At 68.5% G+C, this 22,719-nt stretch carries 25 protein-coding genes and 2 tRNA genes; 18 read left to right on the forward strand and 9 right to left on the reverse strand.

Annotated features, from left to right (window positions below):
• Window positions 1-43: 43 nt before the first annotated feature.
• Window positions 44-706 (reverse strand): LutC/YkgG family protein, encoded by a 663-nt coding sequence (locus U4Z31_RS12460; protein WP_059523763.1) that lies wholly within the window; start codon window positions 704-706, stop codon window positions 44-46.
• A gap of 86 nt (window positions 707-792) precedes the next feature.
• Window positions 793-1,989 (reverse strand): nicotinate phosphoribosyltransferase, encoded by a 1,197-nt coding sequence (pncB, locus tag U4Z31_RS12465; RefSeq protein WP_044844792.1) that lies wholly within the window; start codon window positions 1,987-1,989, stop codon window positions 793-795.
• Window positions 1,990-2,270: 281 nt separating this feature from the next.
• Here pncB and fdxA point away from each other — a divergent pair, with 281 nt between their 5' ends.
• The 8 genes from fdxA to U4Z31_RS12505 all read left to right on the forward strand — a co-directional run bounded on the left by fdxA (window position 2,271) and on the right by U4Z31_RS12505 (window position 6,647).
• Window positions 2,271-2,594: a ferredoxin FdxA gene (gene fdxA, locus U4Z31_RS12470; protein WP_011351384.1), complete on the forward strand. Its 324-nt coding sequence runs from the start codon at window positions 2,271-2,273 to the stop codon at window positions 2,592-2,594.
• 105 nt (window positions 2,595-2,699) lie between these two features.
• A tRNA-Asn gene (locus tag U4Z31_RS12475) sits at window positions 2,700-2,775 on the forward strand.
• Between the two features lie 74 nt (window positions 2,776-2,849).
• Window positions 2,850-2,925: transfer RNA gene (locus U4Z31_RS12480), tRNA-Asn, on the forward strand.
• Between the two features lie 107 nt (window positions 2,926-3,032).
• On the forward strand, window positions 3,033-3,518 hold the full coding sequence (locus U4Z31_RS12485) for a CreA family protein (protein ID WP_044844793.1): 486 nt from the start codon (window positions 3,033-3,035) through the stop codon (window positions 3,516-3,518).
• A gap of 61 nt (window positions 3,519-3,579) precedes the next feature.
• Window positions 3,580-4,485 (forward strand): AraC family transcriptional regulator, encoded by a 906-nt coding sequence (locus U4Z31_RS12490; protein ID WP_044844794.1) that lies wholly within the window; start codon window positions 3,580-3,582, stop codon window positions 4,483-4,485.
• 117 nt (window positions 4,486-4,602) lie between these two features.
• Window positions 4,603-5,376, forward strand: coding sequence for an AzlC family ABC transporter permease (locus U4Z31_RS12495; protein WP_044844795.1), 774 nt, complete (start codon window positions 4,603-4,605; stop codon window positions 5,374-5,376).
• Window positions 5,373-5,711, forward strand: a complete 339-nt coding sequence (locus U4Z31_RS12500; RefSeq protein ID WP_044844796.1) for an AzlD domain-containing protein — start codon at window positions 5,373-5,375, stop codon at window positions 5,709-5,711. The genes U4Z31_RS12495 and U4Z31_RS12500 overlap by 4 nt, the downstream gene beginning before the upstream one ends.
• Before the next feature lie 159 nt (window positions 5,712-5,870).
• Window positions 5,871-6,647: a DUF4088 family protein gene (locus tag U4Z31_RS12505; RefSeq protein WP_044844797.1), complete on the forward strand. Its 777-nt coding sequence runs from the start codon at window positions 5,871-5,873 to the stop codon at window positions 6,645-6,647.
• 117 nt (window positions 6,648-6,764) lie between these two features.
• Here the strand turns inward: U4Z31_RS12505 and U4Z31_RS12510 are convergent, their stop codons facing one another.
• Window positions 6,765-7,175: a hypothetical protein gene (locus U4Z31_RS12510; RefSeq protein ID WP_124487477.1), complete on the reverse strand. Its 411-nt coding sequence runs from the start codon at window positions 7,173-7,175 to the stop codon at window positions 6,765-6,767.
• Between the two features lie 280 nt (window positions 7,176-7,455).
• Here U4Z31_RS12510 and U4Z31_RS12515 point away from each other — a divergent pair, with 280 nt between their 5' ends.
• The 3 genes from U4Z31_RS12515 to fumC all read left to right on the forward strand — a co-directional run bounded on the left by U4Z31_RS12515 (window position 7,456) and on the right by fumC (window position 10,731).
• Window positions 7,456-7,674 carry an RNA-binding S4 domain-containing protein gene (locus U4Z31_RS12515; protein ID WP_006753074.1) on the forward strand — a complete coding sequence of 73 codons (219 nt, stop codon included), beginning with the start codon at window positions 7,456-7,458 and terminating at the stop codon, window positions 7,672-7,674.
• 129 nt (window positions 7,675-7,803) lie between these two features.
• Window positions 7,804-9,192, forward strand: a complete 1,389-nt coding sequence (gene norM, locus U4Z31_RS12520; RefSeq protein WP_044844799.1) for a multidrug efflux MATE transporter NorM — start codon at window positions 7,804-7,806, stop codon at window positions 9,190-9,192.
• Window positions 9,193-9,336: 144 nt separating this feature from the next.
• Window positions 9,337-10,731, forward strand: a complete 1,395-nt coding sequence (gene fumC, locus U4Z31_RS12525; protein ID WP_044844800.1) for a class II fumarate hydratase — start codon at window positions 9,337-9,339, stop codon at window positions 10,729-10,731.
• 57 nt (window positions 10,732-10,788) lie between these two features.
• On the opposite strand, the gene U4Z31_RS12530 is transcribed toward fumC, so the two are convergent.
• A complete protein-coding gene (locus tag U4Z31_RS12530) occupies window positions 10,789-11,301 on the reverse strand; it encodes an acyl-CoA thioesterase (RefSeq protein WP_014897688.1) in 513 nt (170 codons plus the stop codon).
• A 136-nt stretch (window positions 11,302-11,437) separates the two neighbouring features.
• On the reverse strand, window positions 11,438-11,578 hold the full coding sequence (locus U4Z31_RS12535; protein WP_185500387.1) for a hypothetical protein: 141 nt from the start codon (window positions 11,576-11,578) through the stop codon (window positions 11,438-11,440).
• A 178-nt stretch (window positions 11,579-11,756) separates the two neighbouring features.
• Between U4Z31_RS12535 and U4Z31_RS12540 the strand changes: the two genes are divergently transcribed.
• Window positions 11,757-12,464 (forward strand): ArsR/SmtB family transcription factor, encoded by a 708-nt coding sequence (locus tag U4Z31_RS12540; RefSeq protein WP_124892576.1) that lies wholly within the window; start codon window positions 11,757-11,759, stop codon window positions 12,462-12,464.
• A gap of 162 nt (window positions 12,465-12,626) precedes the next feature.
• A complete protein-coding gene (locus U4Z31_RS12545; RefSeq protein ID WP_321810500.1) occupies window positions 12,627-15,164 on the forward strand; it encodes a DUF6600 domain-containing protein in 2,538 nt (845 codons plus the stop codon).
• A gap of 102 nt (window positions 15,165-15,266) precedes the next feature.
• On the opposite strand, the gene U4Z31_RS12550 is transcribed toward U4Z31_RS12545, so the two are convergent.
• Together U4Z31_RS12550 and U4Z31_RS12555 are read right to left on the reverse strand one after the other, a co-directional pair.
• Window positions 15,267-16,238, reverse strand: a complete 972-nt coding sequence (locus tag U4Z31_RS12550; protein WP_321798370.1) for a thymidylate synthase — start codon at window positions 16,236-16,238, stop codon at window positions 15,267-15,269.
• Between the two features lie 42 nt (window positions 16,239-16,280).
• The gene (locus U4Z31_RS12555; RefSeq protein WP_044844805.1) at window positions 16,281-17,678 is read right to left on the reverse strand and encodes a sigma-54 dependent transcriptional regulator; all 1,398 of its coding nucleotides are present in this window, start codon (window positions 17,676-17,678) and stop codon (window positions 16,281-16,283) included.
• Here U4Z31_RS12555 and U4Z31_RS12560 point away from each other — a divergent pair.
• The 3 genes from U4Z31_RS12560 (at window position 17,658) to U4Z31_RS12570 (ending at window position 19,262) form a co-directional block, all read left to right on the forward strand.
• A complete protein-coding gene (locus tag U4Z31_RS12560) occupies window positions 17,658-18,056 on the forward strand; it encodes a hypothetical protein (protein ID WP_321810501.1) in 399 nt (132 codons plus the stop codon). The genes U4Z31_RS12555 and U4Z31_RS12560 overlap by 21 nt on opposite strands.
• Before the next feature lie 123 nt (window positions 18,057-18,179).
• Window positions 18,180-18,506, forward strand: a complete 327-nt coding sequence (locus U4Z31_RS12565) for a hypothetical protein (RefSeq protein WP_321810502.1) — start codon at window positions 18,180-18,182, stop codon at window positions 18,504-18,506.
• A 255-nt stretch (window positions 18,507-18,761) separates the two neighbouring features.
• Window positions 18,762-19,262 carry a dihydrofolate reductase gene (locus U4Z31_RS12570; protein WP_044844807.1) on the forward strand — a complete coding sequence of 167 codons (501 nt, stop codon included), beginning with the start codon at window positions 18,762-18,764 and terminating at the stop codon, window positions 19,260-19,262.
• Between the two features lie 90 nt (window positions 19,263-19,352).
• Here the strand turns inward: U4Z31_RS12570 and pmbA are convergent, their stop codons facing one another.
• The gene (gene pmbA / locus U4Z31_RS12575; protein ID WP_321810503.1) at window positions 19,353-20,723 is read right to left on the reverse strand and encodes a metalloprotease PmbA; all 1,371 of its coding nucleotides are present in this window, start codon (window positions 20,721-20,723) and stop codon (window positions 19,353-19,355) included.
• A 128-nt stretch (window positions 20,724-20,851) separates the two neighbouring features.
• On the opposite strand from pmbA, the gene yjgA reads away from it, so the two are divergent.
• Window positions 20,852-21,457 carry a ribosome biogenesis factor YjgA gene (gene yjgA, locus U4Z31_RS12580; RefSeq protein WP_311766332.1) on the forward strand — a complete coding sequence of 202 codons (606 nt, stop codon included), beginning with the start codon at window positions 20,852-20,854 and terminating at the stop codon, window positions 21,455-21,457.
• A complete protein-coding gene (mog, locus tag U4Z31_RS12585) occupies window positions 21,441-22,058 on the forward strand; it encodes a molybdopterin adenylyltransferase (protein WP_321810504.1) in 618 nt (205 codons plus the stop codon). The genes yjgA and mog overlap by 17 nt, the downstream gene beginning before the upstream one ends.
• An 18-nt stretch (window positions 22,059-22,076) precedes the next feature.
• Here the strand turns inward: mog and orn are convergent, their stop codons facing one another.
• Window positions 22,077-22,697, reverse strand: coding sequence for an oligoribonuclease (orn, locus tag U4Z31_RS12590; protein ID WP_044844810.1), 621 nt, complete (start codon window positions 22,695-22,697; stop codon window positions 22,077-22,079).
• Between the last annotated feature and the right edge of the window lie 22 nt (window positions 22,698-22,719).

Raw genomic sequence — 22,719 nt, forward strand, 5'->3', positions numbered from 1 at the left:
CCTTGTGCGAGTGAGTCGAGTGAGGATCGAGCGGACGCGATCGTCATGCACCGCGCACGACGATCGCGTGAACGCGGTACGGGCCATGTGCGCCCAGCACGATGGTCTGCTCGATATCGCCGGTGCGCGACGGGCCCGATACGAAATTGACCGCGCGCGGCAATTCGCCGCGCTCCGCGCGAATCAGCGCGAATGCGTCTTCATGGCCCGCGACGATCCGCGACGCCGGCACGATCGCGATGTGGGTTTCCGGCAGCAGCCCGGCCGATGCATAGGTGTCGGGGCCGGACAGCAGCACCAGCGAGCCCGTTTCGGCGGTGGCGCAAAAGCAGCCGGTGAGGCCGACGAGGTCGCCGTCGCGCGGCTTGCGGCATTCGACCGACAGGCCGGCGCCGGCCCAGTCGAGCTCGGCCAGCGTGCGCCATGCGACGGCCTGCATCGGCAAGCCGTGAGCGGAAAGATAGCGGGCAGCGGCGGCGGGCGCGTCGGCCAGCGTCGCGACTTCGTCGACCGTCGTCGACAGGCGCGCCGCTTCATCGACGAATGCGGCGACGAGGTCGGCCGGCATCGGCGGGCGCGGCCCCTCGGGATGGCGGGCGAGATAGTCGGCGACGCCGTCGCGCTCCGCTGCATCGGGCTCGGGCGCACGTCCTTGCGCCGCGCGAATGCGTGCGAGGATCTGGCGACGGGCAGCGGAAGTGTCCATGAACGGTCCTCGTGACGTTGGCGTGCGATACCGTCGGATTATACCGGCCGCCCCCGCCGCGACGCACCTGGCCGCATGGCCGACGCTTACTGCGATGCGTCGTCGGCCGGCTGCGCGATGCCGAACACCTGGCGCAGGTACGCGAGATACGCCTTGTCGTCGCACATGCTCTTGCCCGGCGTATCCGACAGCTTCGCGACCGGCTGTCCATTGCAGCGGACCATCTTGATCACGATCTGCAGCGGCACGTAGCCGAGATCGTTCGTGAGGTTGGTGCCGACGCCGAACGCGAGCTTGCAGCGGCCGCGGAACCGTTCGTACAGCTGCATGACCCTCGGGATGTCGAGCGCGTCCGAGAACACGAGCACCTTGGTACGCGGATCGCAGCGGTTCGCCTCGTAGTGGCGCAGCATGCGCTCGCCCCACTCGAACGGATCGCCCGAATCGTGGCGCGCGCCATCGAACAGCTTGCAGAAGTACATGTCGAAGTCGTTCAGGAACGCATCCATCCCGTAGACGTCCGACAGCGCGATCCCGAGGTCGCCGCGATACTCCTTCGCCCACATCTCGAAACCGTAGGTCTGCGAATCGCGCAGCCGCGGGCCGAGCGCCTGGCAGGCCTGCAGGTATTCGTGCGCCATCGTGCCGAGCGGCGTCAGGCCGTGCTTCATCGCGTAGAACACGTTGCTCGTGCCCGCGAACTGCGGTCCGAGCCCGTCGCGCAGCGTCAGCGCGACCTCTTCGTGCCAGACCTTCGAGAAGCGCCGGCGCGTGCCGTAGTCGGCGATCTTGCAGTCGGCGAACTCGGGCTTCGCGCCGAGCAGCTTGATCTTCTCGCCCAGCCGCTCGCGGCCTTCGCGATAGTCGGGCTCGCGCTGCGTGTTGCGGAAATAGACCTCGTTGACGATCGCGAGCACCGGGATCTCGAACAGGATCGTGTGCAGCCACGGCCCTTCGATCACGATGTCGATCTCGCCGTTGCCCTTCGGCGAAGGCGTGATCGAGATGTACTTCTCGTTCAGGTGGAACAGCGCGAGGAAGTCGACGAAGTCGCTCTTGATGAAGCGCATGCGCCGCAGGTAGTCGAGTTCTTCGTCGGTGAAGCGCAGCGCACACAGGCCGCGCACCTCGTCGCGGATCTCGTCGATGTACGGCACGAGATCGACGCCGGGCGTGCGACACCGGAACCGGTACTCGACGTTTGCGGCAGGAAAGTGATGCAGGACGACCTGCATCATCGTGAACTTGTAGAGATCCGTGTCGAGCAGCGAAGTGATGATCATGTTTGCGGCACCGCCAATATCGTGACAGGCCCGGCGCACCGCGCGCCGCCCGGTCTGTCGGCCATGTTACCCGAATGCGGGCCCGACCATCGTGAAACCGCCCTGCCCGACGCGCCGGGCGCACGGCCGCACGCGCCGCGCCCTCCGCCAGCCCCATAAACTAATCACGAAACGATATAAGCCGGAAAGCCGACCACGCCATGCGGGTTTTGCGCTTCAGTTACAATGCCGCTTTTGGCGCACACGCCACCCCATATATACCGCCAAGCAGGAGCGTTTTAATGACTCACGTTGTGACCGAAGGCTGCATCAAGTGCAAATACACGGATTGCGTGGATGTGTGCCCGGTGGATTGCTTCCGTGAAGGTCCCAACTTTCTCGCCATCGATCCGGACGAGTGCATCGACTGCGCCGTGTGCGTCGCCGAGTGCCCGACCAATGCGATCTATGCCGAAGAAGACGTTCCGGGCGACCAGCAGCAGTTCACCGCGCTGAACGCCGAGCTGGCGAAGGACTGGCCGTCGATCACGAAGACCAAGCCGGCACCGGCCGACGCGGACGAGTGGAAGGACGTGCAGGACAAGCTGCACCTGCTCGAGCGCTGATCGCGCAGCGGCGCCGGAAAAAATTTTTGGTGCGCCGCCGCTCAAAAGTGTTGACAGGTTAGCGAACACTCCATACAATCTCGTTTCTCTGCTGTTGTTGTTTGTTCCCCGATAGCTCAGTCGGTAGAGCGCCGGACTGTTAATCCGTAGGTCCCTGGTTCGAGCCCAGGTCGGGGAGCCAAAAAACAAAGGCCCGTTGAAAGTGGACGGGTTTTTTGTTGGTTACCGAACACGCAAGCAGATGTACCGATTTATTCCCCGATAGCTCAGTCGGTAGAGCGCCGGACTGTTAATCCGTAGGTCCCTGGTTCGAGCCCAGGTCGGGGAGCCAGACAGCGAAAGGCCCGTCATTCGACGGGCCTTTTGTTTTTCCGGCGCCCGCCGGTCACCGCCGCGCATGCTAGAGTTTCTGTCCCGCATTCGCATCCGGTTCCGTCGATGAAGCACCGCCTCCTTTCCGCCGCGTCGCTCGCCCTTCTGCTCTCCGCCTTTGCCACCGCGCCGCTCGCGCACGCGGAGGAAGTCGGCAGCGTCAACACCCATTTCCGCGTGACAGGCTCCGACCGCGTGGTCGTCGAAGCGTACGACGATCCGCTCGTGACGGGCGTCACCTGCTACGTGTCGCGGGCGCGCACCGGCGGGATCAAGGGCACGCTCGGCGTCGCCGAGGATCCGAGCGAAGCGTCGATCGCGTGCCGGCAAGTCGGCCCGCTCAGCTTCAAGGAGCCGCTCAAGCAGCAGACCGACGTGTTCAGCGAACGGATGTCGTTCATCTTCAAGACGCTGCACGTCGTGCGCGTGGTGGACAAGAAGCGCAACACGCTCGTCTATCTGACCTACAGCGACCGCATCGTCAGCGGCAGCCCGAAGAACGCCGTGACCGCCGTGCCGATGCCGGCCGGCACGACGATTCCGGTCAAGTAAGCCCGCGCCGGCCGGGCGCGCGAGCGCTACACTGTCGATTCGACCGCCCTCGCGCCCGACCATGTCCGCCCCCCGCCTTCTTCCGGACTCCGCACGTTACTGGCGCACGCCGCTGCTGCCGGACGCGGATCTGCTCACCGCCACCTATCGCGACCATACATTCGCGCCGCACTGGCACGACGCGTACACGATCCCCGTGATCCTCGAGGGGGCGGAGCGCTACACCTGTCGCGGCAGCGGCCATGTCGCCGAAACGGGCACCGTGCCCGTGATCAATCCCGGCGAAGTGCACACCGGCTCGCGCGCGACCGACGAAGGCTGGTGCTATCGCGTGAGCTACGTGCCGGTCGACTACATTCGCGCGCTCGCGAGCGCGATCGCGGGGCGGCCGCAGGATGCGCCATGGTTCCCGTCCGACGTGATCCGCGACACGGATCTCGCGGCACGGCTCGCGCTGGCCCACCGGATGATGGAGGCCGGCAGCGAACGCATGCCGCCGTTCCACCCCCACGAGCAGCCGGCCGCCAATGATCCGGCCGCCGCGGCACAGCGCGCGTACGATCCGCTCGCCGCCGAAACGGCGATGCTCGATGCGCTGTCGACACTGATCGCGCGCCATGCCGACGCGCGGCTGCAACCGGCGGCGCTCGCGGCCGACGAACCGCGCGTCGACGCGATGCGCGAACGGCTCGCCGCCGATCTCACGGGCACGGTCACGCTCGACGACGTCGCGCAGGCCGCCGGCCTGTCGCCGTTTCACGCGGCGCGCCTGTTCACGCGCACGACCGGGATGCCGCCGCATGCGTGGCGCAACCAGCTGCGGCTGCAGCGCGCGCTTGCGCCGTTGCGCGCGGGCGTGCCGATCGCCGATGTCGCCGCGGCCAGCGGCTTCGTCGACCAGAGTCACTTCACGCGGCATTTCAAACGAATGTTCGGCGTGCCGCCCGGACGCTGGCAGGCGCGCTGACGCCGCTCCCTGCATTCGACGACGGACGGCAACCCGCACGCACGCAGCGCCGTCGGCACCCGTGCGGGCGCAAGAACATACAAGCCGCCGCTGCATCGCCCCGCTATCCTCCATTTCATGGAGACGCGCCCCTTGAACCCCACACCCACACCTACGCCCCCGCCTCGCCGCCCGCTCAACGAATGGCTCGACGGCGCACGCGACACGATCCCGATGATGATCGGCGCGGCACCGTTCGGCGTGATCTTCGGCACGCTCGTCGGCGGCGGCCCGCTCGCCGCATGGCACGGCGCGCTGATGTCGCTCGCGGTGTTCGCGGGCTCCGCGCAATTCATCGCGCTCGGCCTGATCGCGGGCAGCGCGAGCTTCGTCGTCGTGCTCGCGACGACGCTGATCGTGAACCTGCGGCACCTGCTGTACAGCGCGACGCTCGCGCCGTACGTCGCGCACCTGCCGCTGCGCTGGCGCGCGACGCTCGGCGCGCTGATGACCGACGAGGTGTTCGCGGTCGCCTACGCGCACTACCGCCACTTCCCGCCCGGCGCGATCGGCCCGCACTACTTCTTCGGCTCGGGCCTCGCGATGTACCTGAACTGGCAGGTCTGGACGCTCGCGGGCATCGGCTTCGGCGCGGCCTTTCCGGGCCTCCAGTCGCTCGGCCTCGATTTCGCGATGGCGGCGACCTTCATCGCGATCGTCGTCCCGCAGCTCGGCACGCTGCGCTATCTGGCGGCCGCCGCGACAGCCGGCACGCTCGCGTACTTCTGGCAGGGCTGGCCGTACAAGCTCGGGCTGCTGGGCGCGGTCGCCGCCGGCGTCGTGGTCGGCGTCGCGCTCACGCTGCTGCACGAGCGTTCGCGCACCGCGTCACGCACGGAGGCCGCATCGTGAGCTACGCGCTGCTGATCCTCGGGATGGCCGTGATCACCTATGCGATCCGGACGACGCTGTTCCTGTTCGGCGAGCGGCTGACCTTCCCGCCGCTCGTGCGAACCGCGCTCGGCTTCGTGCCCGTCACCGTGCTGACCGCGATCATCGTGCCGATGACCGTCTCGCCGCACGGCGGCACGGCCGAGCTGACCTGGCGCAATCCGCAGCTGGTCGGCGCGCTCGCCGCCGTGCTCGTGTCGGCGACGACACGCCGGCCGCTCGTGACGATCGCGGTCGGGCTCGCGGTGTTCTTCTTCTGGCAAGGGGTCGTGATGCCGCACTGGCTGCCGGCCTGAGCGGACCTCGCCGGCCGCGCTCAAGTTTCCGTCCGGCGCGCCGATATAGGAAGTGAAGACCCGCCATCGGCCTCGGCGCGAACCGGTCCGTCGACGCCGCGCCCGAACCGGTGCGCGATGTCGGCCGCCGGCCCGCGCGGGCCGCCATCGAGACGATTCATGGGCCAGATCACCCTTTCCCTCAAGGACGACACGCTTGCGTCCCTGCGCAAGGACTACGACGCGTTCGTGCGCGTGTCGCTGAAACTCGACCCGCAGTTCGCGACGCCGTCGTTCGAGGATTTCCTGCGCGCCAAGCTGCTCGACAACATGGTGCCGCTGACCGAGCACGCCGTGCAGCGGATGCTCGAGGGCGGCCAGTACGCGTGGGCGAAGCGCACGCTCGACAAGGAATTCCCGGACGTCGTCGCGATCCTGATGCGGCAGGCCGGCGAATTCGGCTTCGGCTTCGCGTCGCGCTCCGAATGGACGCCCGACGAGCTCGCGAAGGCGTGCCGCGACTGGGCCAAGGCGATCGTCGCCGAAGCGCAGGGCGATGCGTCGCTGGTCGATCCGCTCGCGGCGCAGATCAAGAGCGCGGTCCACGACATCCAGGCGCTCGAGGAATCGATGCAGACGCCCGCGTGGCGGCTCGCGGAATCGCTGCGCCAGCGCATCTACGAGGCGAAGCTCGCGTGCGAGATGAGCGTCGGCAGCGCCGCGCGCGACAAGCTCGGCGAACTGCGCGGCCTGCTGCGGCTCGGGCTCGCGCACGGCTCGTTCCAGAAACAGGAAGCGCAGCAGATCATGGAATACCTGCGGCTGCTGAAGCCCGAGATCTTCGTCGACGAGCCATACGACGTATTCACGCGGCTCGCCGCGTGGCTGCGCAGCGTATTTACCCCGTCCGCGGCACGACCGGCGCACGGACCGGGGCCGGAGCAGCGCCGGCCGTGACGGCCCGCGTCCACGCATGAAGAACGGCCCGGTTCGCGCGAAACGAACCGGGCCGCCGGTCGATCGCCGTCACGACGCGCCGTCCGGGGCGAGCGTCGTGCGACGTCGGGGTGCCGCTTACTGCGCGGCGCCCGAGGCCGATGCACCGCCCTGCACGCCGGCCGACGCACTGCCTTCGACCGCCTCGTCGCCCACCTTCGACTTCGCCGAGCCGGCGTGATGCTTGGCCGACTTCGCCGCATGCTTCGCGTGCTTCTTGGTCGAGTGGACCGACGACGCCGCCGTATCCTTCGCGCCGTCGGCTGCCGCGCCAACCGCATCGGTTGCGCCGCCGACCGCGTTGCCCGACGCATTCGCGCCGGCACCACCCTGCATACCCGCGTCTGCGCCTGCCCCCGCTGCCGGCGCCTGCGTCTGCACGCCGGCGCCTGCGGTGCCCTGCGCCGCGACGCCGGTCTGTGCGAATGCGGCCGAAGTGGCGAACGCCGTCAGCGCGGCACCGATCAGCATCGTACGAATCTTGGACATGACAATCCTCCTCAAGAAGTTGTGGGCGCGGAGCGCATCGATACGCTCCGTCGCGTCCCCTGCCGCGACACGCAGCAGGTACGATGAAAGACCCGCGGGCGGCACGGCCGGTTCTCGAATCTCTCAGACTGTTACCCACCGTTTCATTTGCTGACGAATCGCTCACAGTCCTTAACAGCTACGGGGCGCAAACATGCGCGCGCGGCCGCACTCGCGCGCGGGCCCGCGGTGCCGTATGATGCGGGGCGATTCCTCCCGCGCCTCGCGCGCCTCCTTCGTCATGCCCAACCTGGATTTCACGCTGACCGGCGAATACGTCGAGCTGCACAACCTTCTCAAGATCACCGGCCTCGCCGACAGCGGCGGCACCGCGAAGATGTTCGTCGCGTCCGGCGCGGTGAAAGTCGACGGCGTGGTCGAACTGCGCAAGACCTGCAAGATCCGCGCGGGCCAGGTCGTGCTGTTCGGCGATACGCGGATCGCGGTTCACGACGCATAGCGGTTCCCCCTGACCGTGACATGGCCATCGGCGCGCGCGTTCGACACCGTTCGAATAAAGCCGTAAGCTAGCCGTCTCTCAAAATAAATACAGACAGCGCGGGCCCGCACCCGCGCGAGCGCCCATTCCATGTCGCATTCCGGTCTTACGCGGACGGCCGCCGCGCCGCCGTCGCTGTCCAGTCATGCCGCCGATACCGCGCGCCTCGCCGCGCCGCTCGCGATCGCACAACTCTCGCAAATGGCGATGAGCGTCACCGACACGGTGCTGCTCGGCTCGCTCGGCCCCGATTCGCTCGCGGCCGGCGGCCTCGGCGCGAACTTCTTCTTCGTCATCGTGACCGTGCTGCAGGGTGTGCTGTCGTCGGTCAGCGTGAGCGTCGCGCATGCGCGCGGCGCACAGGCGGAACACCGCGTGCCGCACATCTACTGGACCGGCTTCGTGCTGTCCGTGCTGCTCGCGATTCCGGCGATCGTCGCGCTGTCGCTGTCCGAGCCGATCCTGCTGATGTTCCACGAGCCGCCCACGCTCGCGCGTCACGTCGGCGAGTACACCGGCATCCTGCGGTTCGCGGCGCTCGGCAGCCTGATCGGCGTCGGGCTGATGCGCGCCTTCCTGCCCGCGATCGGCGCCGCACGGCGGCTGCTGTGGGTGTCGATCGGCGGCGTCGGCGTGAACGGCGTGCTGAACTACGGGCTGATCCACGGCGCCTTCGGCTTGCCGCGGCTCGGCTTCCTCGGCTCGGCGGTCGCGACGACCATCACCATCTGGCTCACCGCGCTCGCGCTGATCTGGCTGCTGCACGGCCGCCAGCGGTTCCGCCATTTCGTGACCGCCGCCCGCCCGAAACTGCCGATGATGGGCGAGCTGATCGGCATCGGCTGGCCGGTGGCGATCACGTACGGGGTCGAATCGACGCTGTTTCTCGCCACGGGCCTGACCATCGGCGTGCTCGGCGCGACGTCGCTTGCCGCGCACCAGATCGCGCTGAACGTCGCGTCGGTGGCGTTCATGGTGCCGCTCGCGATCGGCCAGGCCGCCAACGTGCGGGTCGGCTACTGGGTCGGCGCCGGCCAGCCGGTCGCCGCGCGGCATGCGGGCTTCGTCGCGCTCGGCCTCGGCGTCGCGTTCATGTCGCTGTCGGGGCTCGTGCTGATCGTCGTGCCGCATGCGATCGTCGGCCTGTACCTCCAGCTCGACGATCCGGCCAACGCGGCGACCGTGTCGCTGGCCGCGTCGCTCCTCGGCATTGCCGCGGTGTTCCAGATCGTCGACGGCATGCAGACCGTCGGCTCGGGCGCGCTGCGCGGACTGCGCGATACGCGCATCCCGATGCTCGCGGCGACCCTCGGCTACTGGGGCATCGGCTTCCCGACCGGTTACTGGCTGGCATTCCATGCCGGCCTCGGCGCACGCGGCCTGTGGTGGGGGCTCGCGGCCGGCCTCGCGAGCGTCGCCGCGCTGATGGCCTGGCGCTTCCATCTGAAGAGCGCATCGCTCGTCGCATCGAGCCGCTGAGCGCGACGACACGACGCAAAATCGCGGCCGGCGCTATGCTTGTCGGTTGAAGACCCAACACGTCGCGCCAGCGGCGCGACTGCCTCACGATACGCCAGACGCCGCGCGACGCGCGGCCTTTCCCCTTCCCAAGAGGAGTGCATCATGAACGAAGCAGTTCGGATGGAACGCGACACGTTCGGCGAGATCGCCGTGCCGGCCAACCGGCTCTGGGGCGCGCAGACGGAACGCTCGCTGCAGAATTTCCGGATCTCGACGGAGAAGCAGTCGCCCGAGCTGATCCACGCGCTCGCGATCGTCAAGCGCGCCGCGGCCGCCGTGAACCAGTCGCTCGGCGTGCTGGCCGACGACAAGGCGCGCGCGATCATCGACGCGGCCGACGAGATCATCGCGGGCAAGCATCCGCGCGAATTCCCGCTCGCGGTGTGGCAGACGGGCTCCGGCACGCAGACCAACATGAACCTCAACGAGGTGATCGCGAACCGGGCGAGCGAACTGCTCGGCGGCGAGCGCGGCGAAGCACGCAAGGTCCACCCGAACGACGACGTGAACCGCGGCCAGTCGTCGAACGACGTGTTCCCGACCGCGATGCACGTCGCGGCCGCGTACGCGATCGTCAACCATCTGCTGCCCGCGCTGCGCACGCTGCGCGCGACGCTCGACGCGAAGTCGAAGGCCTTCGCCGATATCGTGAAGATCGGCCGCACGCACCTGCAGGACGCGACGCCGCTCACGCTCGGGCAGGAATTTTCCGGTTACGTCGCGCAGCTCGACCAGGGCATTCGGCACGTCGAATCGGCGCTGCCGCACCTGTACGAACTCGCGCTCGGCGGTACCGCCGTCGGCACCGGGCTGAACGCGCATCCGGAGTTCGCGGTGCGCGTCGCCGACGAGATCGGCCGGCTGACGACGCTGCCGTTCGTGACCGCGCCGAGCAAGTTCGAGGTGATGGCGGCCGCCGACGCGCTGGTGTTCGCGCACGGCGCGCTGAAGACGGTCGCGGCCGGCCTGATGAAGATCGCCAACGACGTCCGCTGGCTCGCGAGCGGGCCGCGCTGCGGGCTCGGCGAACTGTCGATTCCGGAAAACGAGCCGGGCAGCTCGATCATGCCGGGCAAGGTGAACCCGACGCAGTCGGAAGCCGTGACGATGCTGTGCTGCCAGGTGTTCGGCAACGACGTCGCGGTGAACGTCGGCGGCGCGAGCGGCAATTTCGAGTTGAACGTGTTCCGGCCGATGATCGCGCACAACGTGCTGCAATCGGTGCGGCTGCTCGCCGACGGCGCGCAGAGCTTCAACGACCACTGCGCGGCGGGCATCGAGCCGAACCGCGCGCGCATCGATCTGCTGCTGAACGAATCGCTGATGCTCGTGACGGCGCTCAACCCGCACATCGGCTACGACAAGGCCGCGCAGATCGCGAAGAAGGCGCACAAGGAAGGCACGACGCTGAAGGCCGCCGCGCTTGCGCTCGGCTACCTGACCGAGGCGGAATTCGACGCGTGGGTGCGCCCCGAGGAAATGATCGGATCGCGGTAATCGCGGGGGCGACGCGATGATGCGACGGGCGCGGCGCGAACGCCGCGCCCGTTGTCGTCAGACGGTGCCCTTCGCCACTTCCTCGGGCTTCATCTCGACGATCTTGTCGAGCGCGGCGCGCACGTCGGCCGCATACTTCGCGAGCACCTTCTGCTCGTCGGTCTCGGGCACGAACGGCGGCACCGGCACCGGGTTGCCGTTCTCGTCGACCGCGACGAACACGACGAGGCAGTCGGTCGTCTGGCGCAGCACGCCGCCCTTCGGATCGCCGGCGTGCACGGACACATGGATGTGCATGCTGGTGCGGCCCGTCGCGACGACGCGCGCCTTCAGCTCGACCAGGTTGCCGACGAGGATCGGACGCTGGAAGCGGATGTTGCCGACGCTGACCGTCACGCAATAGCGGCTCGACCAGACCGCCGCGCACGCATACGCGACCTCGTCGATCCACTTCATCAGCGCGCCGCCATGCACCTTGCCGCCGAAGTTCACGGACGACGGCTCGGCGAGGAAGCGGAATACGGTTTCGGTGCGGTCGAGGGCGGCCGGTACGGGGGATGGTTGGGACATCGTGGTAGCTCCAGGCGGCGGGGGTACGGCAATCGGCGCATTATACGTTGCACTGCGGCAACACGTCGCAGCGCCCGCCGCACGGCCGGCCGCGCCCGTGCGCCGAACCGGCATCGGCACCGGCAATCGACGTCCGTCAGCGGCGCACCGTGATGCCCTGATCGATCGTCCCGTACATCTCGAGGCTGCCGCCCCGCTCGCCGGCGGCGCCCGCACCGCCCTGCGCACAGGCCGCGCAAAGGAACGCGGCGGCCAACAGGCAGAAAATCGTCTTCATCGTTGCATCGTGTCGCATCCGGCGGCCCACTGCCGCCGCGTCCGGCCATTCTACGCGTGCGCGGCCGGCGACCGCGGGTCGCGCACCGCCCCGCCGCATCCGACATTTCACCCGAACCCGAAACATCGAATGTGCGCAGCACCTACACTGCAGTCATTCCGCCTGACGAGACACGACGATGACCGATCAAGACGACCACCACTTTCCGGGCCTGAGCCGAATCGGCGCACTGATCGCCGATCCGGGGCGCGCCGCGATGCTGTGGGTGCTGATGGACGGCAGCGCGCGGCCGGCCGGCGAACTGACGATGATCGCTGGGCTGTCGCCGTCCGCGGCGAGCGCGCACCTCGCGCGCCTGACCGAAGGCGGCCTGCTCGCGCTCGACGTGCGCGGCCGGCACCGCTACTACCGGCTCGCGTCGGCCGACATCGCGGCGTCGCTCGAGGCGCTCGCGAACGTGGCCCGCGCGGCCGCGCCGAACCGTCCGGTGCCGCCGCCGTCGCGCGCGGTGCCGGCCGAACTGCGCTACGCGCGCACCTGCTACGACCACATGGCCGGCGAACTCGCGGTCCGCATCTTCGACGGGCTCACCGCACGCGGCTGGCTGCAGGCGGACGGCGACGCGATCGAAGCCACCGAACTCGGCACCCAGGCGCTCGCGCGCTGGGGCATCGACGTCGCGCAGCAGCGCACGCGCCGCCGCCGCTTCGCATGCGGCTGCCTCGACTGGAGCGAGCGCCGCCCCCATCTCGGCGGCGCGCTCGGCGCGGCACTGCTCGACAGCTTCTGCGCCCACGGCTGGATCGAGCGCACCGCACGGCCGCGCGTGCTGCGCGTCACCGTGCCCGGACAGCAGGTTTTCGACGACTGGCTTACGTCCGCTTGACGCATACATTGCGACGGGACGACAACGGCGCGCGGTGGACAGGTTTTGTTACATCGCGTGCCATCCGACTTACAAAACACCGAGCACTGAAACAGGCCGAGCGGATATCGTGAATTCAACGGCACGAATCGACGCGCCGCGATAACGACGAAGACGCTCACCATGGCTTCCCTGTTCACGCTCAAGCGAACCGCCCGCTGCACGCTGCTCGCGTTCGCCGCGCTGGCGACCGTGCCCACCGCATTCGCGCAAACGACCGAGGCCGCCGCGTATGCGGCCGCCGCCCGGCAACCGGGCGGCGATCCGCCGAGCCGCGTCGCCCGGCTCAACTACAAGTCGGGTGCCGTGACGACGGAGCCCGCCGGCACCGATACGTGGTCGTACGCCGCCGTGAACCGCCCGCTGACCACCGGCGACCAGTTGTGGAACGATGCCGGCGCGCGCTCGGAACTGCACATCGGCTCGACCGCGGTGCGACTCGGCGAATCGACGAGCCTGTCGGTGCTGAACCTCGACGACACCACGACGCAATTGAAGGTCGGGCTCGGCACCGTATCGACGCACGTGCGCGATCTGCCGTCCAGCGGGTCGTACGAAATCGACACGCCCAATCTCGCGCTCGGCATCTCGGGCCCGGGCGACTATCGCGTCGACGTCGCGCCGAATGGCGCAAGCACGACGGTCACCGTGCGCAGCGGCAGCGCGACCGTCTACGGCAGCAACGGGCAGTATCCGCTGTCGCCCGGACAGCAGGTCGTGTTCACCGGCACCGACCTGCAGGTCGCGCAGCAATCGGCCGCGCCGGCTCCCGATGCGCTCGACCAGTGGGCCGCCGGCCGCGATGCGGCCGAGCAGCGCTCGGTGTCGGCCCGCTACGTATCGCGCGACGTGCCCGGCTATCAGGATCTCGACGCGAACGGCACGTGGCGCGATACCCCGAATTACGGCGAGGTCTGGGTGCCGAACGACACGCCCGCCGACTGGGCGCCGTATCACGACGGTCACTGGATCTGGCAGGCGCCGTGGGGCTGGACCTGGGTCGACGATGCGCCGTGGGGCTTCGCGCCGTATCACTACGGCCGCTGGGCCTATGTCGACGACAGCTGGGCGTGGGTGCCCGGCCCGATGGTCGTCAGCCAGCCGCCCGTCTACGCGCCGGCGCTCGTCGCCTTCGTGGGCGGCGGCGGCGGTCCCGACTGGAGCGTCGCGCTGACGGTCGGCGGCGTCGCGGCGGCCGGCTGCGCATGGTTCGCACTCGGCCCGGGCGAACCCTGGCATCCCGGCTGGGGTGGATGGAGCCCGCATTACTACGATCGCGTGAACCGGAACATCGTGGTCAACAACGTGACGGTCAACAAGACCGTGAACGTGACGAACATCACCAACATCACGAACATCAACAAGACGTACGTGAATTTCCGCGCGCCGCATGCGATCACGGCCGTGCCGGCGTCCGCGTTCGTGCACGGCCAGCCGGTCGCGCACTTCGCGCAACGCGTCGATCCGCAGCAGTGGCGCAACGCGCACGTGATGCCGGGCACGCCCGGCATTGCGCCGGTACGCCAGAGCTTGACCGGCGGACTGCGCACGGCCAGCTACCGTCCGCCGGCGGCGCTCGGACAGCACACGTTCGTCGCGACGCGCAATCCGGCCGTGCCGGCCGCCTATCGTGACCAGGCGGCCGCGCATCTCGCCCGGCAGGGCCAGCACGTGCCGGGTGCAGGCGCACCGGTCGCGACGACGAGCGTGCCGGCCGACTACCAGGCGCGCCCGGTCCGCGTTCCGGGCAACCCGAAAGCCGGTGCGTGGGCGATGCGCAACGTGCAGCTCGTGAATCCGCACGGTCCCGTCGTGCAACCGGCGCACGCACCACGCGACGGCCAGCCGGCACCGGCCCAGGTCGCGCGGCCTGGTGCGCCGATGCCGGTCGTGGCGAACGGCGCACAGCCGACGAACGGCGAAGCCCCCAATGCGCCGCGCTTCGCCAACGGTGCGATGCCGCAGGCGCCGGGCCATCCGGCTCCGCATCAGGCGTTGAGCCCCGGAAATGGCGTCCCGCATCCGCCGGCGGCCGCCAACGAGCCGGCCGGGCGCGACAACACGCATGCGGCCGCGGCGCCCGCGCCCGCGTGGATGCAGCCGCACACGCCGATGGAGCGTCAGCGCCCGACGCCGCCGACGGCACTCCACGCAGCCGGACAGAACGCGCTGCCGCCCGTGCGCAGCGCGGCGCCGGTCCCGCATCCGGAAGCCACGCCCGGTGCGCAGCCCGCCCGTCGGCAGGAAACGCCGCGCGCGTTGCCGCAACCGCGACTCGACATGACCGCGCAGATTCCGCAGCAGCGTCCGCGCCCCGATTTCGCGGCACCGGCCCAGCATGCGCAGCCGCGGCCCGAGCGGACCGCTCCGGCACCGCAACCGCGCCCCGAATTCGCGCAACCGGCACCGCGCCGCGAAGTCGCGCCGCCGCACGTGAACGAGTACCGTCCGCCCGCGCCCGCCGCGCATGACATGCCGCGACCGCAGCCGCAGGCCCCGCGCATGGAGCCGCGGCCGTCGATGCCCGCGCCGCACATGGAACCGCGGCCGTCCATGCCCGCGCCGCGCATGGAACCGCGGCCGCAACCGGCGCCGCACGTCGAGGCGCCGCACCCGGGCAATCCGCCGCCCGGCGGCCACGACGAGCGGCGCCACCAATAATCCGACCGTTGATACGGCAAGGCCCGACCGGCGGGTGCCGGTCGGGCCTTCTTCATGCTGCCCGGCGCGGGTCGCGTCACCCGCCGCCGTCGCAGGCCGGGCTCAGACCGCCATCGGCGCGGTCAGCGGCTCATGGTGACGGTAGCCGACGAGCGAGAAATCCGACGGCTCGATCTGCTCGAGCCATTCGGGCGCATAAACGCCGCTCTTCGCGTAGTCCGGCACGCGCTCGGCAATTTCGAGCCGCGGGCTGTCGTACGGCTCGCGCGTGAGCTGCTGCTGCAGCATGTCGAGCTGGTTCTCGTAGATGTGCGCGTCACCGATGAAGTACGTGAACCAGCGCGGCGTGTAGCCCGTCAGCCGGCCGACGAGCGACAGCAGCGCGGCCCCTTCCGTCAGGTTGAACGGCGTGCCGAGCCCGACATCGTTGCTGCGGATGTACAGGCACAGCGAAATCTCGCGCTTCGTGACGTTCGGCAGGAACTGGTACAGCAGATGGCAGGCGGGCAGCGCGATCTGGTCGAGTACGGCCGGATTCCATGCGTGAAACAGGATGCGGCGGTCGGCCGGGTTCTCCATGATCGTGTCGAGACACTGGCGCAGCTGGTCGATTGCCTTGTACAGCAGCACCTTCGGCACCCCGTCCTCGTCGAAACGCGTGACGATCCGGAAACCGCGGCGCGTCGCGTCGGCGATCTGCGCCTCGGCGCCTGCGTCGAGCACCTTGTAGCCGGGCCACTGGCGCCATTGCACGCCGTACACGTCACCCAGGTCGTCGACGCCCTGGCGGTACGGGTTCGCGAGCCACTGCGCGTTGTCGTTCGCGTTCGCGTCCCACACCTTGCAGCCGAGCGCGCGGAAATCGGCCGCGCTGCGCGATGCGCGCAGGAAACCGACCAGTTCGCCGATCGCGGACTTGAACGCGAGCTTCTTGGTCGTGACCGCCGGGAAACCTTGCTGCAGGTCGAACCGCAGCATCGCACCGGGCATGCTGATGGTGCGGATGCCCGTGCGGTTCTCCTGCCAGGTGCCGGTGTCGAGGATGGTGCGAACGAGGTCGAGGTACTGTTTCATGCGGGTTCCTTCGGCCGCGAGGGCGACCGTTACCCGCCAATTCTAGCAAGCGTGATGCCGAACCTCGGGCAACGGCGCCGAAAACCCGCCCAGCGGGTCGCCGCGATCGCGCATGCCATGCGCGCACATCAGCCGGTACAGCGTGACGCGCGACACGCCGAGTTCGCGCGCCGCGTCGGCAAACCGGCCGCGGTGACGCAGCAGCGCCTGCTCGATCACCTGCCGTTCGGCCGCTTCGCGCGCCTCGGTGAGCGAGACGGGCGCCAGTACCGCGAATTCGTTGAGTTCGAGATCGGCCGCGGTAATCATCCGGCCCTCCGACATCACGATCGCGCGGCGCACGCGATTGATCAGCTCGCGCACGTTGCCCGGCCACGAATAACCGTACAGCGCGGCGATCGCGTCCGGCGAGAAGCCGCGCAGGCGGCGATGCGCATCCCCCTTGAAACGCTCGAGCATGTGGCGCGCCAGCAGTTCGATATCCTTGCCGCGCGCGCGCAGCGGCGGCTCCTCGATCTTCAACACGCACAGCCGATGAAACAGGTCCTCGCGGAACCGCCCTTCGCGCAGCGCCGCTTCCATGTCCACGTGCGTCGCACAGATCACGCGCACGTCGACCGGCACCGATACATGCGCGCCGAGCCGTTCGATCTTGCCTTCCTGCAGGAACCGCAGCAGGCTCGCCTGGCTCTCGAGCGGCAGGTCGCCGATCTCGTCGAGAAACAGCGTGCCGCCGTTCGCGGCCTCGACCCTGCCGATCTTGCGCTGGTTCGCGCCCGTAAACGCGCCGCGCTCATAGCCGAACAGTTCGGCCTGGAGCAGCGTCGACGGAATCGCACCGCAATTGATCGCGACGAACGGCGCTTGCGCGCGCGCCGAGCGCTCGTGGATCGCCACGGCCGTCAGTTCCTTGCCGGTACCCGATTCGCCGGAGATGAACACCGGCGCATCGGTCGTCGCCACGCGCCGGATCGTCCTGAACAGCCCGAGTATCGCGTCGCAGGTGCCGACCATCTCGCCTTCGGCGCGTCCGGCACCGACGGGTGCGGCTACCGGCTCGGTCAGCGCGATCATGCCGTGCGCGTGGCCGATGGTCTCGACGATGCGCGCCGCCTCGTACGGCATCGTGACGTAGTCGAAGCAATAGTCACGAATGAGATGCCGCAGCGTGGCGTCCTGCAGCTGGCCGCGCCGGGTCGCCGCGATCCAGCCGATGTGCTGGATGCTCAGACACGCTTCGAGTTCGCGCAGATCCGCGGGTCGAAAGCCCGGCGAGAAGTCGAGCAGGCCGGCCGTTGCCACGCCGTGCTGCACGACACGCCGCACGTCGCGTGCGCTTTCCGCAAGATCGACGCGCCACCCGCATTCGTCGAAATGCCCGCGCAACGCGTCGTTCGGCTCGCGCGAGAAGTAGATCACATGCCGCTGCTCGGCTCCCATATGCTCACCCCGTTCATCAACCGTCTAACGATTGCCGTACACGCCAAGTCGCGTGCAAAAGGATCGAACCGGGTCAGCCGAAGCGGCTCGATTCGCCATGCCGATGCGCGGCGACGACAGGCCTCGCATGATGGCGCTCATCTCGCGTCCAGTTATTTTTTTGATCAAGACAGCTTAGTTATAGGCGCCGAATACGACAAACCGATTGCAGCGCGGATGAGCGAACGGTCGAATCGCTCAGCGGTCGACGTTGATCAATCGTCTGCAAATAGAAACGCGCAGCGACGCGTACCTGCATCGACACACGCGCAAATTTTCATCCTTGAAGCGTATCGATTGAATCCGCAGTATTCCCGAGCCCCCTCGTTTCACGCCTGAAACATTTCCCGGCGTTTTCGATCGCCAGTCACGACGCTTCCCCGCAAATCGCAGACGCGGCAATGCGCCTCGCCCGATGGCATGCATTTCGCTGAACGCGTAACGGATCGGGAGAAGGTGGCCATGCGAACAATTTTTTTGCAGTCTTGTGTGCAGATGACGATTGCATTCGCACTCGCCTGCCACTTCATGCCGGCACGCTCGGAAGAAAGCACGAGGCCCGAACGCGCGATGCCGCTTGCCGGTAACGCGCCGCGCATGCAACAGGACCACCGCTTCCGCATCGTGCCCGTCGCCGCGCCGCGAGCGCGTTCGTCAGACAAGTCGTCGGTGACGCTGTGGGACGAACTCGTCCCGCCGGCCCGGCTGCCGATACCGATTCCTGTGGCGCTCCCCGGCAACGTGCAGCATGCGATGGAAGGAACCGCAGGGAACCGCATGCATCAATAATCCGCACACGACTCCATCATGCCGCTTGATCGATGAGGATTGCAGAATAATATGAACGGCGCAGGTCGTTTCCTGCAGCGTCGACTTCGCGACGCGAACCGTTTTTTGTGTCCGTCCCCCGGCGGGCACTCTTTTTATTCAGGACATCACGGAGCAAACGCCGCACCTACGCCCGCGCATCCGCCCCGGCGCGGTCGCGTGCCTCCATTCCGGTAGAATCGGCGCCATTCCGGTTCTCCTCTTCCCCCGACCTTCATGACGACGTTGACCCTGATCGTCGCGCGCGCCCGCAACGGCATCATCGGCCGCGACAACCAGTTGCCCTGGAAACTTCCCGAGGACCTCGCGTTCTTCAAGCGCACGACGATGGGCGCGCCGATCGTGATGGGCCGCAAGACCCACGAGTCGATCGGCCGGCCGTTGCCGGGCCGCCGCAATATCGTCGTCACGCGCGACGCAGCGCGCCGCTTCGACGGCTGCGACACGGTCACGTCGCTCGCCGACGCGCTCGCGCTCGCCGCGCGCGACGGCGCGCCCGAAGCATTCCTGATCGGCGGCGCACAACTCTATGCGGAAGGCCTCGCGCTCGCCGACAAGCTGGTCGTCACCGAGATCGATGCCGACTTCGACGGCGATGCGTCGTTCCCGGCGCCCGATCCCGCGCACTGGCGCGAAGTCTCGCGCGACCCGCACCAGGCCGCCACGCCCAATACGTTCGGCTATGCGTTCGTCGTGTACGAGCGCAAGCGCGGCTGACACTCGGCACGCGGCACGCGACAAAAAAGCCCGACCGGCTCATGAGCGCCGGTCGGGCTTTTCGTTTCCTGGCGGCCGATGCCGCGCCGCTTACTGCCCGGCGATCATCATCTGCTCGATCAGCACCGAGCCCGTTTCCTTCGTACCGCGCACGATCGAATCCGCGCCGATCGCGACGATATGCCGGAACATCTCCTGCAGCGTGCTCGCGACGGTGATTTCCTCGACCGGATACTGGATCACGCCGTTCTCGACCCAGAAGCCGGCCGCGCCGCGCGAATAGTCGCCGGTCACGTAGTTCACGCCCTGCCCCATCAGCTCGGTCAGCAGCAGGCCCGTGCCGAGCTTCTTCAGCATCGCGTCGAAATCGTCGCCCGGCTGCGTGTTCGAGCTGCGCAGCGCGAGGTTGTGCGAGCCGCCCGCGTTGCCGGTGGTCTGCGTGCCGAGCTTGCGTGCCGAATAGGTCGACAGGAAGTAGCCTTCGACGACACCGTCGTTGACGACGCTGCGCGCACGCGTGCGCACGCCTTCCTCGTCGAACGGCGCGCTGCCCATCGCGCGCGGCACGTGCGGATCCTCGACGACCTGCACGTGCGGTGCGAACACCGGCTTGCCGAGGCTGTCGACGAGGAACGACGTCTTGCGGTACAGCGCGCCGCCGCTGACGGCCTGCACGAACGCGCCGAGCAGGCCGGCCGCGAGCGGTGCCTCGAACAGCACGGGCACCTTGCGGGTGTCGAGACGGCGCGCGCCCATCCGCGCCAGCGCACGCTCGGCCGCATAGCGCCCGACGGCTTCCGGCGCCGCGAGATCGACCGCGCTGCGCTTCGACGAATACCAGTCGTCGCGCTGCATGTGGCGGCCGGTGCCCGCGATCGGCGCGCACGCGATGTAGTGGCGCGAGTACGGGTAGCCGGCGAGGAAACCGCGCGACGTCGCGAGCACGAACTGCGAATGCTGCGCCGACACGCTCGCGCCTTCCGAGTTGCGGATCTGCGGGCTGACCGCGAACGCGGCGTCCTCCGCGCGGCGGGCGAGCTCGACGGCCTCGTCGGCCGTCAGCGCCCACGGGTGATAGAGGTCGAGGTCGCGCGGGTCGGTTTCGAGCAGTTCGGCCTCGGCGAGGCCGGCCGCGTCGTCCTCGGCCGTGAAGCGCGCGATGTTGTACGCGGCGGCGACGGTATCCTTGATCGCGGCCGGCGAGAAATCCGACGTGCTCGCGTTGCCGCGCTTCTTGCCGATGAACACCGTCACGCCGACCATCTTGTCGCGGTTGTGTTCGATCGTCTCGACCTCGCCGCGGCGCACCGACACCGACAGGCCGTCGCCTTCGGAGATTTCGGTCGCGGCGTCCGTCGCGCCGAGCGCCTTCGCATGGCGAAGGATGTCCGAGGCAATTTCTTTGAGCTGGTCCTGCGTGTGCGGGAAATAGCGCGCTTGTACGTCGAGATTGGCTGCCATCGTCGTGATATCCGGTGGCGGGCGATCCGCCCGCATGGTCAAAATGTTGCGTATCCCGCGATCATAGCAAGGTCCGGGGCCATATACCGACAAGCTTGGGGCGTCCGCGCCGCGATACAATGCCGCCCATGACACGCAAAACCCGAATCCAGCCGATCGAGCACGCCGACGACGACGCCGGCAATGGCTACGATCGCCCCAGCAAATCCCAGTTGAAACGCGAGATGCACGCGCTGCAGGAGCTCGGCCAGGCCCTGGTCGACCTGCCGAAGGACGCGCTCAAGCGCATGCCGATGCCCGAGGACCTCGCGGACGCCGTGCGCGAGGCACGCCGGATCACCGACCACGAAGGCAAGCGCCGCCAGCTCCAGTACGTCGGCCGCGTGATGCGCTCGCTGACCGACGACGAAACGGCCGCGCTGCGCACCGCGCTCGACGCCCAGCGCGGCGTGAACAAGGCCGCGACCGCCCGCCTGCACTGGATCGAGCGCACGCGAGAACAGCTGCTCGCGAACGACGACGCGCTGACCGAGTTCCTCCGCCAGCACCCCGAAGCCGACATCCAGGAAGGCCGCACGCTGATCCGCAACGCGCGCAAGGAAGCGCAGCAAGGCAAGCCGCCGCGCTATTTCCGCGAGCTGTTCCAGTGGATCAAGACCGCGAGCGGTACCGACGAGGCGGAGGCAGACGAAGCGCCGGACGACGCCGGAGACGACCATGACGACGAAGCGTAACCACCCGGACGAACTCGTGGTCGGCCTCGTGTCGATCAGCGACCGCGCCAGCACGGGCGTCTACGAGGACAAGGGCATCCCGGCACTGCAGGAATGGCTCGCCGGCGTGCTGCGCTCGCCATGGCGCGCCGAAACCCGGCTGATCCAGGACGACGCGCCGACGATCTCCGCCACGCTGGCCGAACTCGTCGACGTCGCCGGCTGCGATCTGGTGCTGACGACGGGCGGCACCGGCCCGGCGCGGCGCGACGTGACGCCGGAAGCCACGCTGGCCGTGGCGACGAAGGAAATGCCGGGATTCGGCGAACAGATGCGGCAGATCAGCCTGAATTTCGTGCCGACCGCGATCCTGTCGCGGCAGGTCGCGGTGATTCGCGAGACGGCCGACCACGCGGCGCTGATCATCAACCTGCCCGGCCAGCCGAAGTCGATCCGGGAAACGCTCGAAGGGCTGCGCGACGCCGACGGCAAGTCGACCGTGCCCGGCATCTTCGCGGCGGTGCCCTACTGCATCGACCTGATCGGCGGCCCGTACATCGAGACCGACGCCGCGGTGGTCGCGGCGTTCCGGCCGAAGAGCGCGCAGCGCGCGCCACGCTGAGCGCGCGTGCCGGCCCGCTCAGGCGGCCGGCGCGGACTCGCCTGCCGGCGCCGACGCGGCCGGAATCAGGAAATGCTCGCGGTAGTACTTCAGTTCGTCGATCGACTCGTGGATGTCCGCGAGCGCCGTGTGCATCGCACGCTTCTGGAAGCCCTTGTAGATCGCCGGCTGCCAGCGGCGGCACAGCTCCTTGAGCGTGCTGACGTCCAGGTTGCGGTAGTGGAAGAATCGTTCGAATTCCGGCATCCAGCGCGCCATGAAGCGGCGATCCTGGCAGATCGAGTTGCCGCACATCGGCGACTTGCCGGGCGACACGTACTGCGAGAGGAACGCCTGCAACTGCGCGGCGGCGTCCGCCTCGGTCACCGTCGACGCGCGCACGCGGTCGATCAGCCCCGAACGGCCGTGCGTCGACTTGTTCCAGTCGTCCATCTTCGCGAGCGTTTCGTCGCTCTGGTGGATCGCGAACACGGGGCCTTCCACCGCGATGTCGAGCGTCGAGTTGGTCACGACGACCGCGATTTCGATGATGCGGTCGTTATCCGGGTCGAGGCCGGTCATCTCCATGTCGAGCCAGACGAGGTTCAACTCGTTGCGCACGAGCGCGGGCTGGCTGGCGGAAGCGGCGGTATCGGTCATGAGTCATCCTGGAAAATGGCGG

Origin of the sequence: Burkholderia sp. BCC1985, assembly GCF_905339915.1 — a bacterium.
Taxonomy (GTDB): Bacteria; Pseudomonadota; Gammaproteobacteria; order Burkholderiales; family Burkholderiaceae; genus Burkholderia.

Bases quoted from the DNA above. Each gene is read 5' to 3' on its own strand.
- U4Z31_RS12460 (WP_059523763.1), bottom strand. From the start codon at position 706: ATGGACACTTCCGCTGCCCGTCGCCAGATCCTCGCACGCATTCGCGCG.
- pncB (WP_044844792.1), bottom strand. From the start codon at position 1,989: ATGATCATCACTTCGCTGCTCGACACGGATCTCTACAAGTTCACGATG.
- fdxA (WP_011351384.1), top strand. From the start codon at position 2,271: ATGACTCACGTTGTGACCGAAGGCTGCATCAAGTGCAAATACACGGAT.
- U4Z31_RS12485 (WP_044844793.1), top strand. From the start codon at position 3,033: ATGAAGCACCGCCTCCTTTCCGCCGCGTCGCTCGCCCTTCTGCTCTCC.
- U4Z31_RS12490 (WP_044844794.1), top strand. From the start codon at position 3,580: ATGTCCGCCCCCCGCCTTCTTCCGGACTCCGCACGTTACTGGCGCACG.
- U4Z31_RS12495 (WP_044844795.1), top strand. From the start codon at position 4,603: ATGGAGACGCGCCCCTTGAACCCCACACCCACACCTACGCCCCCGCCT.
- U4Z31_RS12505 (WP_044844797.1), top strand. From the start codon at position 5,871: ATGGGCCAGATCACCCTTTCCCTCAAGGACGACACGCTTGCGTCCCTG.
- U4Z31_RS12510 (WP_124487477.1), bottom strand. From the start codon at position 7,175: ATGTCCAAGATTCGTACGATGCTGATCGGTGCCGCGCTGACGGCGTTC.
- U4Z31_RS12515 (WP_006753074.1), top strand. From the start codon at position 7,456: ATGCCCAACCTGGATTTCACGCTGACCGGCGAATACGTCGAGCTGCAC.
- norM (WP_044844799.1), top strand. From the start codon at position 7,804: ATGTCGCATTCCGGTCTTACGCGGACGGCCGCCGCGCCGCCGTCGCTG.
- fumC (WP_044844800.1), top strand. From the start codon at position 9,337: ATGAACGAAGCAGTTCGGATGGAACGCGACACGTTCGGCGAGATCGCC.
- U4Z31_RS12530 (WP_014897688.1), bottom strand. From the start codon at position 11,301: ATGTCCCAACCATCCCCCGTACCGGCCGCCCTCGACCGCACCGAAACC.
- U4Z31_RS12535 (WP_185500387.1), bottom strand. From the start codon at position 11,578: ATGAAGACGATTTTCTGCCTGTTGGCCGCCGCGTTCCTTTGCGCGGCC.
- U4Z31_RS12540 (WP_124892576.1), top strand. From the start codon at position 11,757: ATGACCGATCAAGACGACCACCACTTTCCGGGCCTGAGCCGAATCGGC.
- U4Z31_RS12545 (WP_321810500.1), top strand. From the start codon at position 12,627: ATGGCTTCCCTGTTCACGCTCAAGCGAACCGCCCGCTGCACGCTGCTC.
- U4Z31_RS12550 (WP_321798370.1), bottom strand. From the start codon at position 16,238: ATGAAACAGTACCTCGACCTCGTTCGCACCATCCTCGACACCGGCACC.
- U4Z31_RS12560 (WP_321810501.1), top strand. From the start codon at position 17,658: ATGCCGCTGCTCGGCTCCCATATGCTCACCCCGTTCATCAACCGTCTA.
- U4Z31_RS12555 (WP_044844805.1), bottom strand. From the start codon at position 17,678: ATGGGAGCCGAGCAGCGGCATGTGATCTACTTCTCGCGCGAGCCGAAC.
- U4Z31_RS12565 (WP_321810502.1), top strand. From the start codon at position 18,180: ATGCGAACAATTTTTTTGCAGTCTTGTGTGCAGATGACGATTGCATTC.
- U4Z31_RS12570 (WP_044844807.1), top strand. From the start codon at position 18,762: ATGACGACGTTGACCCTGATCGTCGCGCGCGCCCGCAACGGCATCATC.
- pmbA (WP_321810503.1), bottom strand. From the start codon at position 20,723: ATGGCAGCCAATCTCGACGTACAAGCGCGCTATTTCCCGCACACGCAG.
- yjgA (WP_311766332.1), top strand. From the start codon at position 20,852: ATGACACGCAAAACCCGAATCCAGCCGATCGAGCACGCCGACGACGAC.
- mog (WP_321810504.1), top strand. From the start codon at position 21,441: ATGACGACGAAGCGTAACCACCCGGACGAACTCGTGGTCGGCCTCGTG.
- orn (WP_044844810.1), bottom strand. From the start codon at position 22,697: ATGACCGATACCGCCGCTTCCGCCAGCCAGCCCGCGCTCGTGCGCAAC.